This window comes from Sphingomonas oligophenolica, from assembly GCF_039522915.1.
GTDB lineage: Bacteria > Pseudomonadota > Alphaproteobacteria > Sphingomonadales > Sphingomonadaceae > Sphingomonas > Sphingomonas oligophenolica.
In genome coordinates, this window is the sequence record NZ_BAAAEH010000016.1 from 101,485 (window position 1) to 116,442 (window position 14,958).

The 14,958-nt window shown below is 61.8% G+C and carries 16 protein-coding genes; 9 read left to right on the forward strand and 7 right to left on the reverse strand.

The genetic code is table 11. The features are described from left to right. Positions 1 to 13: 13 nt before the first annotated feature. The 7 genes from ABD050_RS09515 to ABD050_RS09545 all read right to left on the reverse strand — a co-directional run bounded on the left by ABD050_RS09515 (position 14) and on the right by ABD050_RS09545 (position 7,776). The gene (locus ABD050_RS09515) at positions 14 to 355 is read right to left on the reverse strand and encodes a type II toxin-antitoxin system RelE/ParE family toxin (RefSeq protein WP_343889056.1); all 342 of its coding nucleotides are present in this window, start codon (positions 353 to 355) and stop codon (positions 14 to 16) included. A gap of 56 nt (positions 356 to 411) precedes the next feature. Then, on the reverse strand, positions 412 to 1,581 hold the full coding sequence (locus ABD050_RS09520; RefSeq protein WP_343889057.1) for a hypothetical protein: 1,170 nt from the start codon (positions 1,579 to 1,581) through the stop codon (positions 412 to 414). After that, positions 1,581 to 2,069, reverse strand: coding sequence for a hypothetical protein (locus ABD050_RS09525; RefSeq protein ID WP_343889058.1), 489 nt, complete (start codon positions 2,067 to 2,069; stop codon positions 1,581 to 1,583). The genes ABD050_RS09520 and ABD050_RS09525 overlap by 1 nt, the downstream gene beginning before the upstream one ends. A 289-nt stretch (positions 2,070 to 2,358) precedes the next feature. Further along, positions 2,359 to 2,742 carry a hypothetical protein gene (locus ABD050_RS09530; RefSeq protein ID WP_343889059.1) on the reverse strand — a complete coding sequence of 128 codons (384 nt, stop codon included), beginning with the start codon at positions 2,740 to 2,742 and terminating at the stop codon, positions 2,359 to 2,361. 342 nt (positions 2,743 to 3,084) lie between these two features. Next, on the reverse strand, positions 3,085 to 3,405 hold the full coding sequence (locus ABD050_RS09535; RefSeq protein WP_343889060.1) for a DUF736 domain-containing protein: 321 nt from the start codon (positions 3,403 to 3,405) through the stop codon (positions 3,085 to 3,087). A 727-nt stretch (positions 3,406 to 4,132) separates the two neighbouring features. Continuing rightward, entirely contained in the window at positions 4,133 to 4,735 is a 603-nt protein-coding gene (locus tag ABD050_RS09540; RefSeq protein WP_425542427.1) for a response regulator, read from the reverse strand. Positions 4,736 to 4,761: 26 nt separating this feature from the next. Next, a complete protein-coding gene (locus ABD050_RS09545; RefSeq protein ID WP_343889062.1) occupies positions 4,762 to 7,776 on the reverse strand; it encodes a sensor histidine kinase in 3,015 nt (1,004 codons plus the stop codon). 294 nt (positions 7,777 to 8,070) lie between these two features. Between ABD050_RS09545 and ABD050_RS09550 the strand changes: the two genes are divergently transcribed. The 9 genes from ABD050_RS09550 to ABD050_RS09590 all read left to right on the forward strand — a co-directional run bounded on the left by ABD050_RS09550 (position 8,071) and on the right by ABD050_RS09590 (position 14,938). Continuing rightward, entirely contained in the window at positions 8,071 to 8,754 is a 684-nt protein-coding gene (locus tag ABD050_RS09550) for an alpha/beta fold hydrolase (RefSeq protein WP_343889063.1), read from the forward strand. Positions 8,755 to 8,864: 110 nt separating this feature from the next. Continuing rightward, positions 8,865 to 9,266, forward strand: a complete 402-nt coding sequence (locus tag ABD050_RS09555) for a nuclear transport factor 2 family protein (protein WP_343889064.1) — start codon at positions 8,865 to 8,867, stop codon at positions 9,264 to 9,266. 79 nt (positions 9,267 to 9,345) lie between these two features. Then, a complete protein-coding gene (locus ABD050_RS09560) occupies positions 9,346 to 10,263 on the forward strand; it encodes a hypothetical protein (RefSeq protein WP_343889065.1) in 918 nt (305 codons plus the stop codon). A 114-nt stretch (positions 10,264 to 10,377) separates the two neighbouring features. Further along, on the forward strand, positions 10,378 to 10,899 hold the full coding sequence (locus ABD050_RS09565; RefSeq protein ID WP_343889066.1) for an ester cyclase: 522 nt from the start codon (positions 10,378 to 10,380) through the stop codon (positions 10,897 to 10,899). A gap of 256 nt (positions 10,900 to 11,155) precedes the next feature. Next, positions 11,156 to 11,875: a hypothetical protein gene (locus ABD050_RS09570; protein ID WP_343889067.1), complete on the forward strand. Its 720-nt coding sequence runs from the start codon at positions 11,156 to 11,158 to the stop codon at positions 11,873 to 11,875. Between the two features lie 57 nt (positions 11,876 to 11,932). After that, a complete protein-coding gene (locus tag ABD050_RS09575) occupies positions 11,933 to 12,691 on the forward strand; it encodes an SDR family oxidoreductase (protein ID WP_343889068.1) in 759 nt (252 codons plus the stop codon). 42 nt (positions 12,692 to 12,733) lie between these two features. After that, positions 12,734 to 13,486: an alpha/beta fold hydrolase gene (locus tag ABD050_RS09580; protein ID WP_343889069.1), complete on the forward strand. Its 753-nt coding sequence runs from the start codon at positions 12,734 to 12,736 to the stop codon at positions 13,484 to 13,486. A gap of 98 nt (positions 13,487 to 13,584) precedes the next feature. Continuing rightward, entirely contained in the window at positions 13,585 to 13,992 is a 408-nt protein-coding gene (locus ABD050_RS09585) for a nuclear transport factor 2 family protein (protein WP_343889070.1), read from the forward strand. Between the two features lie 28 nt (positions 13,993 to 14,020). Next, positions 14,021 to 14,938, forward strand: coding sequence for a hypothetical protein (locus tag ABD050_RS09590; protein ID WP_343889071.1), 918 nt, complete (start codon positions 14,021 to 14,023; stop codon positions 14,936 to 14,938). The last annotated feature ends 20 nt before the right edge of the window (positions 14,939 to 14,958 follow it).

Consider the following 14,958-nt stretch of genomic DNA (forward strand, 5'->3'; position numbering starts at 1 on the left):
CGTTTGGGATCGGTCAAAAACTGTCTTTCAAAACCTTGGCCAGCTTCGCCAGCGCGTTCTGCTCGGCCTTGGTCAGGTTGGCCTTCTCACCCTTTGCAAAGACCGTGATCAGGAACACCGGAACAGTCTCACCCGCAAAGTAGGTGATGACCCTGTAACCGCCTGACTTGCCGCCACCTGGCCGCGCAACGCGAATCTTGCGGGCACCACCACACCCCGGCATGATCGCACCAGCCTCGGGATCGGCCGCGATGATGTCCACCACCGCCGAACGCTCCTCCTCGCTCATGCCCGCGTCGTCCGCCGCGGCAAGATAAGCCTTGGTTTCGATCACTGTTTGCACAACCATCTCCATATACGGGCTACCCGTATTCTTTCAAGCTAAAGCTACGGGTAACCCGCACTACGGATTTAGGCCGCTGCCCAGACCTGATTCAGGATTTGCGCGGCGAGCGCAGCCTTGTCCTGAGGAAGGAAGCGCCCATAATGCCTAGCGACCATCTCAGGCGTATCCTGGATCGCGTAGCTCGCCTGCTCATACGATCCGGTCTGTTTCAGGATATGGGTCGCGAGAACGTCGCGCACATTATGAGGACCGTGAGGCAGCAGGCACTTTATGGCGCCCCGTTCGGTGTAGGGATTGAAAATCCCGTAGCGCTGGATGGTGAGGCGCCACGCCTCGTAGAATGCTTCCTGATCGTAAGCAGCGTCGCGCGTGTTGGCCTTGACGGTTTTGACAAAGAAGGTGCCGGGGTCTTCCGCATTGCCCAGAAGAGCTTGCCGATGCGCCTGCACATAGGCGTCGATGCGCTCGTACAATCCGTCGAGGTTCGGTAACATCAGGCGAAACGGCTTGCCACCGAAGAAGGAGGAGTTGGCGTTCTTGAACGCCACCGAAGGAACCAGCACCTCCCATCCCTTTTCACGCTCACTCCACCGGAGTTCTCCCCGCTTAAGGGACTCAAGCTGCCGTTCCGACCTCGGCAGCCGTCCGCGCGGGCACAGCATGAGTTGTCGCAAATTCTTCTGGCGTAAGCCGAGATGGAGCCCAAGCCTGAGCATGAGGAAGGACCGGCTCGCCTCGGCCGCCGCGCGTGGATAGCGGCGAGCGTCCGGCGTCAACCGGACGATCTCCGCGGTTATGCTGCGGTATTCGCCAACGGGGCTGTCCGCCTCCAGAACCGGCAGGATCGGCTCGAACGGATGGCGGTGAACGCGTGCCACTCGATCGATCTCCGTCGCGCGTGCCAGTCCATGCTTGTAGAAAGCGTCGCACGCTGACGGCCAATCCGACTTCGCGGCGTCGATGTCCTCGGTGGAAACAAGACCCAGGATCGGGCGCAGTCGTTCATCAAGCAGCGGGTTTTGCCGAAGCCATCCCGTTTCCACGCGCGTCAGGGCCAAGCCTAGGCGCAGCATCTCCACTTCCCAGCGTGTGTAAAAGCCGCGCCGGCGCTCGCGCCACTGGACATACCAATCCCAGACTTTCGGGAAAATGAGCATGGCGAAGGTCAGGCTAGCCAACGGAGCGCCATATCCGCTGACGGCGCCGCGTGGAGACGCGGCCAGCGCACCAAACATCAGGCCGAGATGCTCGATCTTCTGCGCCGAGGTTTCTCGCCCCAGACGCCGTTGCGCTGAAAGCCGATCTCCGTAAGGGTCGCCGTCTTGAACGCGATCAGCGAGCCCATCTCGCCCGCAAGCTGTGGTGGAGCATCCACAGCACCGCACAGCAATTCGGCGTCCATGTCCTCACGGTCTCCGTCATCGTCAGGGCTCGACGTCGGCGGCTTCGCCGAATTGGTACTGAAGAAATCAGGAAACCGAACAGCATAGCGGTGCTTCACCGCCTCAGCCTGGAAGCGTCGATAGTCTGTTGCGCCGGAAATGATCACCGTCCGGACCCATTCGAGGATAGCGTCGCGCTCCGCTACGGGGCGAAGATCGAAATCATCCGGAAGGTGCCATGCAAGGCGGCGCCGCTCTGATGGCGCGATGCTCGCCAGCTTGTGACCGCGCGCCGCGCGGCCCGGATGCGGTAACTTGGCTTTGAAATAGCCCTCAGCCAATCGGTAACGCCTCTCCATCCGTGCGAGTATCTCCAAACTGGCGATGTCTCTGGGTGACTTCGTCCCCCCTCGCCAGACCTGGAGCGTCGCTCTGTCAAAACGCTCCCCCGGGACCGCAATGGCTTTATACAAGTGCCAGCATGAATCGCCGTGGCGGCGCATATGAAGGTCGAGGGCCTCGTGGAACGCGTCGGGCTCGTCCCATGTTGTGAAAAGAGGGGTCGGGAACTCAACGATTGGTCGTGGCTTGGGGCCTCGCTTGCGGCGAGGTTCGGCTTGATCTGAGGCGCTAGCACGTTGTGGACGGCGAGGTATTTTGCCAGTGGAACGGCTGGTAGTTGAAGGCATGAGAGGTTCGAAATCCAAGTTTGGGGTTGATTGTCCCGGCGCAGCGCCGAGCATTCCCGCCATAGGCGGGAACAACGATCGACGTTGCTGCCACCGTAAACCCGGGGTGGAATCGGCCCCGCGACTTCAAAATTTGCTGTTGATTTATGATCGCAGCCGCCTCACAATGTGCCCTGACGGTTTTTAAGATCACCTTGTAAGCCGTTGAAATTAGCTCATTTATGAGCAGCACCCGTGCGTACGGTGACTTGCTGGCGGCGTCTGAGCTTCCGCCCCCAACGCCCTTCTCCGATCGCTTAAAATCAATCAGATCCGAGCGCTTCATCGCCACCGCGTGGCGACCGACCCAGGGTGCGGCAATAAAGACTGGCAGATCCTTTAGGCGCGCTCTGGCGACCCGGATTCTGCTCTCGGTGCCACAGGTGCATTACCGTCGCCAGCCGCTCGCGGAGTGCGTTCACGGCCCCTGCCCTTGTCACCATTTGCATAAGCGATGGCGTCTTTAATCCCGGCGGTGATTTTCTGAGCAGCGCGTTTCATTTGAGTCCCTCACCGTCGTCGGCATTATATGCCCAATCGCGGATATGTATCGCGGCCGACTGTCGTTTTCGAGCCGCGATTGCGCTCGGAGTGCCGCGCCCGGGTGCAGCGGGCGCGGCTTTGCCGGTCAGTCCTGCCTGCTCGGGCGAGACCAGATCAGCGAGTGGGACTTGCCGTCGCTATCCTCGAAGAGATTCGCGTAGATCGGTGCGAGGAAGCTGGGATCATCCAGCTTGAGACCAAGATAATCTCGCCCTTCGCCGGAAGTCTTAGCCCAGGCCGCGCCAATCTCGATCCTGCCGACGAGCACCCGGTGGCTTGGCGACGCGTCGCTTGGCCGATTGGCGTCAGGCACGAGCCGAACATTCTTTGCCTGGAGCGAGAGGGTGACGATCTCACCGGTGAACGAGCTATCGGGATTTTTCGTGAAGATGCCGATCTGTGCCATGTCGAAGTCCTTTCTAACCTTCGAAGCCGCCCTGTGCTGCCTCGATGGCGGTCGACCGGCGCTGGGCGGACTGCTCGCACCTTTGGCCGCAGCAAAGCGGAGGACGGCGAGAGCCAGGCTTCTTGTCTCGCGAGGAGCGTGGAACACGCGGGGAAGAAGGTTGGCGAAGCCGTTGCGAGCAAAAGTCCGTCTTGCGCCAGACCCGCTATCACAGAGGCCGCCAGCGGCTCGACGTTAGACGACGCGCGACATGGCGCCTGCGAGTCATCAGATCCGATGGCCTCACCACAGAAATACCCCGGATAACGGGCAAGCAGCATTGTCGTCCTCAGCCCGGTGAGGTCTCCGACGCTGAACCGGCACTCGGCGTTGTCGTTGAGGTTAGAACCGTCAGCCCCTGCGAAGAAAATTTTGGTGGCACGACCGTCTCCAGTCGACCAATGCCGATGTACCTCGGATGCGATGGAAACGTCCGCTTCCCAAAAGAGCAGTCGTTCGCGCCCGGCGGAGCGGATGATCAGGCATGCGCCAACCCGCAGTCATTCGTCATCGACGACCTCGATCCTGAAACCGGTCGTTCGCTCAACGAGCGCGCGAATGCGAAGGATATCGGGCACCGGCAGGTGTGCGATATCTTTCGCGCTTTCAGCTGTTCGGAGGCAACTCCAATTTCCCGAAATTGGCCGTTCTTTGAGATCGACTGCCAGCGGCTCACTGGATCCGATAGTTACAGTTCGATTATTCCACGCTTCGCCGCAACAACCACTGCGTGCGTCCGGTCCGCCACACGTAACTTCGACAAAATGCTTTTCATATGCGTTTTTACCGTTTCCTCCGACAGGCCCAGGGAGTGGGCAATCCGTTTGTTGGAATGGCCGCTGGCTGCCAATTGAAGGACCTGAACTTCACGAGGGCTGAGCGCGTCATCAAGTGTGCCGAGCGCAATCGCTGAGGCGATTTCCGGCTGAAGGTAACGCTGGCCCCGATGCGCGTTGCGGATCGTGTCCGCCAAGTCGCGCCGCAAGCTGCTTTTGAGAAGATAGCCTACTGCGCCTGCCTTCAGCGCGCGCGTTGCCTGCACGTCACCAGCGTAGGTCGTGAGGATGATGATCCGCGCCAGGGGAAATTCGGCGATGATTGCGATCAGTGCTTCGAGCCCCCCGATCTCGGGCATCTGAAGGTCCATCAGCGTGACGTCGGGTCGCCAACGACGATACCCCTCCAGTGCTTCCCGGCCGTTGCCAGCCTCGCCCAGCAGAACAATGTCCGGCTGCGGCTCAAGAACCGCTGCAACACCTTCGCGCAGCAGAGGATGATCGTCGACCACCATCACTCCAATTTGGCGTGGTGGATCTGTCATGTCGTTGGCTCGATATTCCGGATTCCCAACAGGGCTTTAATCCGCCGGGCAAAATGCGAGTGATATGCAACGCGCGCAGGCACTGTGACGGTGATGCGCGTGCCGGACTTACCGATACCCGGTTGAACCTTGAGCGTTCCGCCTATGCGACGTGCCCGTTCGCGCATTCCGATCATTCCGAAATGGCGGCCATTTTTTGCGCGTTTATCGGCGTCCTCCGCCCATGTGCCATTGTCGGCCACCGAGACGACCAACCTGTTCCAGTGATGGGCAATCCTGATATCGACCGCAGAGGCGCCGGCATGTCGGGCCACGTTCGACAGTGCTTCGCGAACCACGCCGACCACTTCCTCCTGCACGACCGGGTCGATCGAGCGCGCGACCCCCGATTCACGAATGCCGACCGTGGTGTCGGGACTCAAAGAAGCCTGGCCAGCCATTTCGGCGATGGCCGATTTGAAGTCGAAATGCATTGGCACCGAGCGCAGCCCGTGCACCCGTTCACGCCCTTCGACCAGCAATTCCTCCGCGCGTTCCAGCGCCTTTTCCATCAACCGCCCCGGAACCTGTTCGCGCGGCAGCCGGTCGGCGATCCCCTGGAACCGCAGGATCAACCCATGCACGCCCTGAAGCAGCGTGTCGTGGAGTTCGCGCGCAATGCGTTCGCGCTCAACGAGGCGCGTCTCGAGTTGCTCACGCAAACGAGCGGTGATGCGCCCAAGACGAATCTTGTACACCATCCATAGCAGCAGCAATGCTGCCCCGGCGCACAGCAGCTTGAAGGGCCAGGACTGCAGGAAGGTAGGCGGCAGCGTCAGGTAAATCGTCGCGCCACGCCTGTTCCAGACACCATCGTTGTTCGCGCCGATCACCGTGAAGGCATAGCGGCCCGGAGCCAGGTTCTGGTAAAAAGCCTGGCGCCGTGCCCCGGGGTTTATCCAGTGATCGTCGGCCCCCACCATGCGATAGCGAAACTGTACGCGCTCAGGGGCCGCGAGACTGAGGGCAGTATAATCTATTTCGACGTTTTTCGTCCCGCTCATCAGCGTGACTGCCGAAGGATCGTTTACGTGTCGCCCATCCGCGATCATTCGCGTGATGACGATTGGCGGGAGAACGCCGTTGAGAACCATGTGAGAAGGATCGATCCAGACAATCCCGGCCGTCGTCTGCAACCAGACCCGGCCGTCGCCGCCGATCGCGGCGCCGTTGTCGGCATAGTCAAGAAGATTGGCACCAGCCAGTCCGTCGCTAGGATCGAACCGTGTCGGGCGGAGTGCAGTGCCGGGTTTTTCAAATGCGGCCTGCAAATCGGCCGTCCTGAGCTTGAACACGCCGAAAGACGTCTGAATCCAGGTATCGCCTTTTGAAGTTTCCGCGATTCCCGTGACGTGCTGAAGCCACGGGTTATTGCCTTTCAGCCTATCTACGCGGTTGCCGTTGATCCTCGCCAGCCCGGAAACGCCACCGACCATCACGCCGTGAGATGTCGACATAAGGGGTCCTATCCTTCCCCCCGGAATGCGCGCCGCCGGCCAGATCATTGACCAGCCGGCAGGGTCTCTTCGGAGCAAGCCCTTGTCCTCGAAAAAGACAAGCGGCCTTCCTTGTCGATCGAACGTGAAGCGGCTGGCCGAGGTCGCGCGCTGTGCCGGAACTTCTCGAACCCAGTTGCTCCCATCTCGACGAACGAGGTTGCCGAGCGTGTCCAGAAACCAGGGGGCGTGGTTTTGGTCGCCCTGGCAGCGCATGAAGCCGGTCAGTGCGGGGGGTGGCAGCTTCCGCACACCGCCTGAATTCACGACATACATCGTCCCATACGCGGCGAGCCAGATGTCCCCGGGCTTGCCTTCGCAAAGCGACATGGGGTTGTTGATCCCCTTGAGGATCGCCGTGGGCGAGCCGCCGGGCAAGACTCGATACAGCGTCTCGCTGTCGGTGACGTAAACGACGCCTGCCCGATCGGCGAACAATCCGTAACCATAGGTGGATTTGGCCGGAATCGCTTCTTCCAGCACGACATTGGCTGGCCGAAATCTGTCGAGGCCGCCGCTCGTTCCGACCCAAATCGTGCCTTCGCGATCTTCGAGGATCGCGCTCGCGCCATCTGACGAGAGTCCTTGCAGCGCTCCGAACCGCTCGATGCGCTGCTTCCCCCGAACGGCAGTAAGGGACGGTGTTATGCGAAAAATTCCGTCGGAGGAGATACTTCCCCAGATGGCACCATCGCGATCGAAAAACACGCGACGAAGCAGGTTGATGCTGTCAGTCAATGCGATCGTTGGCGAAACGGGGCGACCGCCGAACGGGATCTGCCACAAGCCGCGTTCGTGCTCCGCCGCCCATACCCGACCGTTTGGATCCTCGAAAATGCCGTCGATCTTGTCGTTCAGCTTCGCCAGAATCGTCTCAAAATGATTAGTTCCTGGCTTCATGACCTGCACGGCGTCTTGCGTGAGCACCCACACGCTACCGTCGCGCGTAGCGATCGTGTCTTCGATCAAATAATCCTCTGAGATACCGCGCGAGGGGCCATAGCTCGTCCATCTGCCATCGAAATATCGCGCAAGTGCGATCGAGGGGACGATCGTTTGCGCCCAGATGCCGCCCGCCCGGTCTTCGACAATCTTGCGGATATACTTGGCCTGCACGCTCGGCGTGACATCTGTCTGCCGACCATGCTGCAAGAGAAGCATGTGCCCGTTCTGGAATCCGGCGAACAGCCGACCATCGCGTGTCGCCAGCAATGCGGTAACGCTGATTTCAGGGCCGATCGTCGTGATCCGCTCGAATGTCAGTCCATCGAAGCGATACAGCCCGGTTCCCGAGCCGATCCACAGAAAACCGTCACGCGTTTGAGCAAGCGCCTGGACGGGCGCTGGGGTGCCGTCATTCGCCGTCCACCGCGTATGCGTCATCTGTCCGAGCGTTCGATCCGCCGGCAGCGCCTGTGCTGCAACGGCAGCCAGCAGCAGCGACAGGCTGAGGAGGCGGGCGATCGTGCGAACCATGCGCTTCTCCTCGCTGTGCCGAAAGGACAGCGACGCTACCCTACGCCAACCGATGCCGATCCGTAAGCGCCCCGCCGGGCGATGCAGCACTCCCTCGATCGAGGGAGCGTAGCTCTCTTCGGAATGGGCTGAGCGCAGAGCGCGGCGCAGCGCGGGGGCATCCGCTCTTCCCTTAAATTAGGCAGCATGTCCTCCCTTGGCCGGGGCTGTCGCATGATGCCGCCTGCTGCGACTCTGTCAGCAGCAGAAAAAGCCGCATGGACGCGGCTTACCCGACACATTGGAGCGACGACGATGGCACAGGTATCGACGATATTGCTAGCGCACGGAGCGTGGGCGAACGCATCGGCTTGGGCCAAGGTCTTGCCGCTGCTTCAAGAAGCGGGTGCATCTGCAATCGCCGTTTCGCTACCGCTGATTTCCCTCGAAGCCGATGTGGCGGCACTGACGCGCGCGATCTCGCTAGCCGACGGCCCGGTTCTTTTGGTGGGTCATTCGTACGGCGGCGCCGTCATCACCCAAGGCGGTAACGACGCCAAGGTGGCCGGCCTCGTCTACATCAATGGCTTCGGGCCGGATGCGGGCGAGTCCGCCGGAACCCTCGGTGCAGGCGGCCCACCGACCAGTTTGCCCGAAAATCTACAGCCGGACGCGCATGGGTTCCTCAAACTCACTCGTAGGGGAGTCGAAGTATCCTTCGCGCAAGATCTGACGCCTGCTGAGCAGGCTCTCATCTTCGCGACCCAAGGACCGGTTTCGGGTCCCTTCGCGCTCGGCGGAGAAATCGAAACACCGGCCTGGAAGACGAAGCCAAGCTGGTATCTGCGCGGCACCGACGATCATGCAATCCATCCCGAGCTTCAGACGATGATGGCCAAACGGATGGACGCGACAACGGTCGACGTCGCCAGCAGCCACGTGCCGATGCTGTCGCATCCCCGGGTAGTTGCAGACCTTATCCTCAAAGCGGCCGGCTGACCGCTCGCTGTCGCAGCAGTGATCGAGAATGCCGCGAACGCCCAACGCTAATGCTTATCGCGGCGACCCGAAATGGTCGCCGCGGCACCCCGGCACAGAGAGGCAATGCCATGCCCAATTTCACGCCTGACCAGAATAAAGCGATCGTCCTCGAAGCGTTCGACACGCTGTTCAATCAAAGGGATGCGATAGCGGCGGCCCGTTTCTGGTCGCCCGACTATATCCAGCACAGCGCGCATGTTCCGGCGGGGCGCGACGGCCTGTTCGCCCGAACAGCCGCCGCTCCACCCGACATGAGCTATGAACATCAGCTCGCCGTCGCTGAGGGCGACTTTGTCCTGCTGCATGGACGCTTCAACAACATCGGCCAGGCCGCCGCCTGGATCGTGGTCGATATTTGTCGGCTCAAAGACGGCGTACTCGTCGAGCATTGGGACGTCATCCAGGACGAAGTCGGCCAGGCGCAGTCAGCCGGCGGTCACCCGATGTACGGGACCGCCTTTCCATCCTGAAACCGTTGCGAGCTCGCGGCGAGATCAGCCGAGTGCCGACCCTAATCTTGATTCCGCCGTGTCCGGAAAGGACCAATCGATGTCGACGATCGACTATTCCGCGCGCGACGAGCGTGTCCGTCGCAACGTTTATGCCTCCGTCCGGAGACGCGATGGACTGCCGCACGAGCTGTTCGCCAATTACTGGCGCGACGTACACGCCACCCTGTGTTCACGACTGCCCGGTCTGGACTTCTATGTTCAGCAGCATTTCGATCGAGACCACACCGCGAACCTCTGGCCGGTCGCCGATGGCATACGGCGGATCACCGCCGTCCTCGACGGCTCCGCCGAGCTGGGCTTCGTTTCTTCGGAGGGACAACGGCTATTCGGCGACGCGAGCACGATCCTCTACGCCGATGAGCGCAACCTGTTCAGCGAGGCGATCGCCTATTTCCTTCCGACCGGCTCATTGACGATCGTCGATCGCGAGGAGGACGGTGTCCGCAATGGACCTGACCGTCTGCACCGCGTCCATGTCTACATGAATCGAAAGCCCGGAATCGACGCAGATCGGTGGCTCGAGGACATGAGCGCCAGCCTGGCCGCCGACCCCGCCATCCAGAAATGGAAGCTTCACCTTCCCGACCCCTACGACAATGCGCGCCCCTCCCCACCGTCGCCGGATGTCGGCCATCATATCGAGGACGACCGGCTCAATCTCGCGGTTGCCGAGGTCGCATTCGAAAATGCGCGCACTGCCACCGGGTTCTTTGCGAGCAGCAGTGTGCAGAGGATGGTGCGCCACCAGCATCGCCACCTGAGCGCGATCGGTGCTTATCTGGTCACCGGCTTCTACACTTTCGTGCGCGGCGGCATTCCGACCTCGGCAGGGTTACGCGGCAGCCGACCGGCTGAACTCATCGACACTGTCGGCGCTGCCAATCAACTCGCACCAGAGATCGTCGCCCGGTTCGCGCCGGTGGCTGGCGACCGACCGCGCCACGAGAACGCTTAGAACGGGGCCTATTTGCCGAGCGATGCGGGCGCCGATGTGGACCCAAGGACAGGACACGGCATGACCAGCATCGCAGACAACGGTGCCCGGCTTTAATCAACGAAGGATCGGATCATGAAGTCGAGCATGCATGCCTCATTACGAAGCCTGTTCTGGCCACTCACATTTGCGGTGCTTGCAGGCGTCACGTCGCTCGCCGTCGCGCGGGAGCCTCAGTCCCTGTCTCCCGAACAAGCGCGAAAGATCGTGGCGCCGCTGTACGAAGCACTCAACGAACCTTCGAAAAAGGACGTGCCCAAGCTTCTGAGTCAGGCGACGAACCCGGACTACAGGTCGTGCTCGACGAACCAGGACTGTCTCGACCGAACGCAGCTCGCCGGCCAGTTCAAGGTTTTCGGTGCGATCATCCCCGATCTGCACTGGAAGGTGCTCGACGTCTGGACATCAGGCGATCGGATCGTCGTCCGTGGCGAGGCGACTGGCACGCCCGTGAAGCCCTTGTTCGGCGCGCCACCGACCGGTCGGTCTTTTCGAACGATCTCGATCGATATGTTCACGGTCCAGAACGGCAAGCTGTCGAGCGCCTATCATGTTGAAAACTGGGCCGCCGCGATCGATCAAATCAAGGCACCATGATGGCGTTCACGCCACGTCGCGATGCTGTCGCAGCTCCGACGGGTTGCCGATCTGATCGCTCTCACAATGCTCTGAACCGCCGCGCCGCAGGTTCACCGGGCGGCCATTAATGCGCAAAGCACATAGATGATAGCCTGGATGAGCGGCTACCCGGTATCGCCGGGAACGCTCATCTCCCTCCCCACCGGCGGCGCCTCGATGCGTTGCCCTCGCCCCGGATCGATATCGTGTCGATCCCGAACCCTGGAGATCCGGCATGAACGACCTGCTCGCATTCGCGGTTGAAGCCCATGGCGGCATGGAGCGCTGGAACGCGTTCACCCGGCTCCGAGCGGAGCTCTCCGTCGGGGGCGCGATCTGGGAGATAAAGCAGCAGCCCGGCCTGCTTACCGACAAGCTGTTCGAGATAGAGACGCGCCGCGAGCATCTGACGATCACGCCATTTGGCGATGCCGATGCAAGGCTTGATTTCGTTCCTGGTCGCCTTGCCATCGAAACCCTTGATGGAAAGATCGTCGAGACGCGCAACAACCCGGAAAGCGCTTTTGTCGGCCAGGTCCGCGAAACGCCCTGGGACAGACTCCATGTCGCCTATTTCGTCGGCGAGGCCCTGTGGACTTACCTCACCTCACCGTTCCTCTACACCTATCCCGGCTTCGAGACCGAAGAGATAGAGCCGTGGCAGGAGGATGGCGAGGAATGGCGCCGGCTGCGGGTGACCTTTCCCGACCATATTGCCAGCCACACCCGCACCCAGATCACGCATTTCGGACCCGACGGTCTGATGCGCCGGCACGATTACACCGTCGACATTCTCGGTGGGGCGACCGGCGCCAACTACCCGTCGGCGTACAAGCAATTCCAGGGGCTGATGATGCCGACCCGCCGGCGGATCTACGCCTATGACGAAACCCTGCGAAAGCTGCCCGAGCCATTGCTCGTCTCGCTCGACTTCGGCGAGCTCATTTTCAGCTGATCCGACACTAGTCGCGCCGTCCAACCCGGCTGGCGCACACTTTCAGAGGACTTACCAATGCACATGACCGGCAACACCATTTTCATCACCGGCGGCGGCTCCGGCATTGGCCAGGGCCTGGCCGAGGCATTCCACCGCCTTGGCAACACGGTCATCATCTCCGGTCGCCGGATTGACCGGCTGCGGGCGACGATCGATGCCAACCCGGGCATGGTCGCGGTCGAACTCGACATCACCGATCCCGCCAGCATCAAGCGTGTCGCGGCGCAGCTGATCGAAGACCATCCGGCGCTGAACGTGTTGATCAACAATGCGGGCATCATGCTGATCGACGATGCGGCGGGCGCGGTGGACGAGCAGCTGCTCGTCTCGACTCTGACCACCAATCTCGCCGGACCGATCCGCATGTCGGCCGCGCTGGTCGATCATCTGAAGACACAGCCCAATCCGGTCATTGTCAACGTGACCTCGATCCTCGGTTTCGTGCCGCTGGTGCCGACCGCGATCTATTCGGCGACCAAGGCGGCGCTTCACTCCTACACCCTGTCGCAGCGCTACGCACTTCGCGCGGACGGCGTGCAGCTTATCGAGCTCGCCCCGCCATGGGTCCGCACCGAGCTTCTCAACAGCACCGAGGAGGAACGCGCGATGCCGCTCGACGCGTTTATCGACGGCGCGATGGCCGAGTTCGCCGGCGGCGCGGACGAAATCCTGGTCGGGCAGGCGGCGTTTATGCGCGCGAATCCAGGACCCGACGAACATGCCTGGGTCACCGAGTTCAACGACCAGATGACGAGCGGGCCTGCGCTCGGCTGACGACCACACCATTGCCTTCAAGCCTTTCTCAAGGAGACCGTCATGACCAGCTATTCCCGACTTCTCGCCGCTGCCACCTCCCTCGCCGCCATTACCGCGGGCATTCCCGCCGAAGCAAAGACCGGCACAACCAGGAATATCGTGCTCGTCCACGGCGCCTTTGCTGACGGCTCCGGCTGGAAGGCAGTCTCCGAGATTCTGGTGAAGGACGGCTACGCTGTGAGCATCGTCCAGCCGCCGGAGACGTCGCTCGAGGACGATGTCGCCGCAACCAATCGGGTGCTCGACTCGCTCGACGGCCCGGCTGTCCTGGTCGGCCACAGCTATGGTGGCATCATCATCACCGCTGCCGGGAACAATCCACATGTTAAGAGCCTCGTCTATGTCGCGGCCTTTCAGCCGGATACGGGCGAGAGCCTCGCCTCCCTTGGGGACAAGATGCCGCCGGCGTCCAAGGCGATCCGGCCTTCGGCAGACGGATTTCTGTCGCTCGATCAGGGCCTGTTCCACGGCGATTTCGCGGCCGACCTTCCCGCCGCGGAGGCCGAGCTGATGGCCCGCTCACAGGTCTATCTTTCAGTGAAGTCGGCGACAGCCCCGGCCACGGCACCGGCCTGGAAGACCAAGCCCAGCTTCGCTGTCGTCGCAACGCACGACCGGGCAATCAACCCGGAACTCGAGCGGTTCATGTACAAGCGGTCGCATTCGGAGACGATCGAGATCGACTCGAGCCATGTCGTCTACATCTCGCAGCCGGCCAAGGTCGCCGCGCTGATCGAGCGGGCCGCCCAATAGGCGGCCGCGGCAGCCGGTCGTCACGCCCCCGGCGACCGGCTGCCGCACCCCGACCCGACAACGCCGGTTCCGGCGACCCTCGAAACAGGTGACCGATAATGACTGACATCACTGCGACCGAGCGCGCGCGCGCGCTCGTAAAGAGTTTTTATGACGGCGGCGCCCGCGGCGAGATCACGAGCTTCGCACCCAGCCTCGCCGAAAATTTCGAACTGTTCGTGCCGCCTTATCTTCCCTGGGGCGGGACCTTCGGAAAGCAGGGCTATGTCGACCTGCTCCCGGGAGTCGCCCGCGTCCTCGATTTCACACGGCTCAAATATCTGAGCCTGACGGCCGAGGGCCTGCATGTCGTCGCGCTGATCGAGATCGGCGTCCAGGGCACCGACAAGACAATCATCATCTCTGAACATTGGGACGTGGAGGGCGACAAGGCAGTCCGCCTGCTCGTCGCCTATTTCGATCCCAAGATCCTGCTCGACCAGATCGCCGCCGAGCCAGCCGCCTGAAACCCCCGCCCTCGTAAAGGAATCCCCCATGTCCACGCCCGATTATTCAGCTCGCGACAGGAATGTCCGTCACAATGTCTACGCCTCGGTGCGCAAGCGCGACGGCCTGCCGCACGACCTGTTCGCCAATTACTGGCGCGACGTCCATTCCACCCTCTGCTCGCGCATCCCCGGCCTCGGCTTCTATGTGCAGCAGCATTTCGACCGCAACCACACCGCCAATCTCTGGCCCGTAGCCGACGGCGTAAACCGCATCACCGCGGTATTGGACGGATCAGCCGAGCTCGGCTTCGCCAATCTCCAGGATCAGGCGCTGTTCGGCGAGACCGGCCCCATCCTTTATAGCGACGAACAGAACCTGTTCAGCGAGGCGATCGCCTATTTCCTCCCCACTGGCTCGACCACCTTTGTCGACCGCGAGGAAGACGGCATCCGCAACGGCCCCGATCGCCTGCACCGCGTCCATGTCTATATGAACCGTCGGGCCGGCCCTGATCCATCGAAATGGCTTGAAGACATCAGTTCCGACCTGGCGACCAAAAGCGCGGTGCAGAAGTGGAAGCTGCATCTCCCGTCGCCCTACGACAATGCCAATCCGGCACCTCCCTCACCCAATGTCGACCATCACGTTGGTGCTGACCGGCTGAACCTTGCCGTCGCCGAGGTCGCGTTCGAGAATGCCCGCGCCGCACGCGCGTTCTTCGATGGCGGTGACTTCCAGAAGATGCTGCACGGTCAGGCGAAGCACATAGACGCGCTCGGCGCCTATCTCGTGACCGGCATCTACACCTTCGTGCGCGATGGTGTGCCGACAGCGGCCGGATTGCGCGGCAGCCGGCCGGCTGAGCTCATCGATATCGTGGGTGCCGCCAACCAGCTCGCGCCGGAGATCCTCGAACGGTTCGCACCGACCCACGCCCGCGCGCCCCAGCGTATCGCTGCCTAGCGTATCACGACGCCGGCAAC

Bases quoted from the DNA above. Each gene is read 5' to 3' on its own strand.
- ABD050_RS09570 (WP_343889067.1), top strand. From the start codon at position 11,156: ATGAACGACCTGCTCGCATTCGCGGTTGAAGCCCATGGCGGCATGGAG.
- ABD050_RS09530 (WP_343889059.1), bottom strand. From the start codon at position 2,742: ATGAAGCGCTCGGATCTGATTGATTTTAAGCGATCGGAGAAGGGCGTT.
- ABD050_RS09515 (WP_343889056.1), bottom strand. From the start codon at position 355: ATGGAGATGGTTGTGCAAACAGTGATCGAAACCAAGGCTTATCTTGCC.
- ABD050_RS09590 (WP_343889071.1), top strand. From the start codon at position 14,021: ATGTCCACGCCCGATTATTCAGCTCGCGACAGGAATGTCCGTCACAAT.
- ABD050_RS09585 (WP_343889070.1), top strand. From the start codon at position 13,585: ATGACTGACATCACTGCGACCGAGCGCGCGCGCGCGCTCGTAAAGAGT.
- ABD050_RS09565 (WP_343889066.1), top strand. From the start codon at position 10,378: ATGAAGTCGAGCATGCATGCCTCATTACGAAGCCTGTTCTGGCCACTC.
- ABD050_RS09580 (WP_343889069.1), top strand. From the start codon at position 12,734: ATGACCAGCTATTCCCGACTTCTCGCCGCTGCCACCTCCCTCGCCGCC.
- ABD050_RS09540 (WP_425542427.1), bottom strand. From the start codon at position 4,735: ATGGTGGTCGACGATCATCCTCTGCTGCGCGAAGGTGTTGCAGCGGTT.
- ABD050_RS09550 (WP_343889063.1), top strand. From the start codon at position 8,071: ATGGCACAGGTATCGACGATATTGCTAGCGCACGGAGCGTGGGCGAAC.
- ABD050_RS09575 (WP_343889068.1), top strand. From the start codon at position 11,933: ATGCACATGACCGGCAACACCATTTTCATCACCGGCGGCGGCTCCGGC.
- ABD050_RS09555 (WP_343889064.1), top strand. From the start codon at position 8,865: ATGCCCAATTTCACGCCTGACCAGAATAAAGCGATCGTCCTCGAAGCG.
- ABD050_RS09545 (WP_343889062.1), bottom strand. From the start codon at position 7,776: ATGGTTCGCACGATCGCCCGCCTCCTCAGCCTGTCGCTGCTGCTGGCT.
- ABD050_RS09535 (WP_343889060.1), bottom strand. From the start codon at position 3,405: ATGGCACAGATCGGCATCTTCACGAAAAATCCCGATAGCTCGTTCACC.
- ABD050_RS09560 (WP_343889065.1), top strand. From the start codon at position 9,346: ATGTCGACGATCGACTATTCCGCGCGCGACGAGCGTGTCCGTCGCAAC.
- ABD050_RS09520 (WP_343889057.1), bottom strand. From the start codon at position 1,581: ATGTTTGGTGCGCTGGCCGCGTCTCCACGCGGCGCCGTCAGCGGATAT.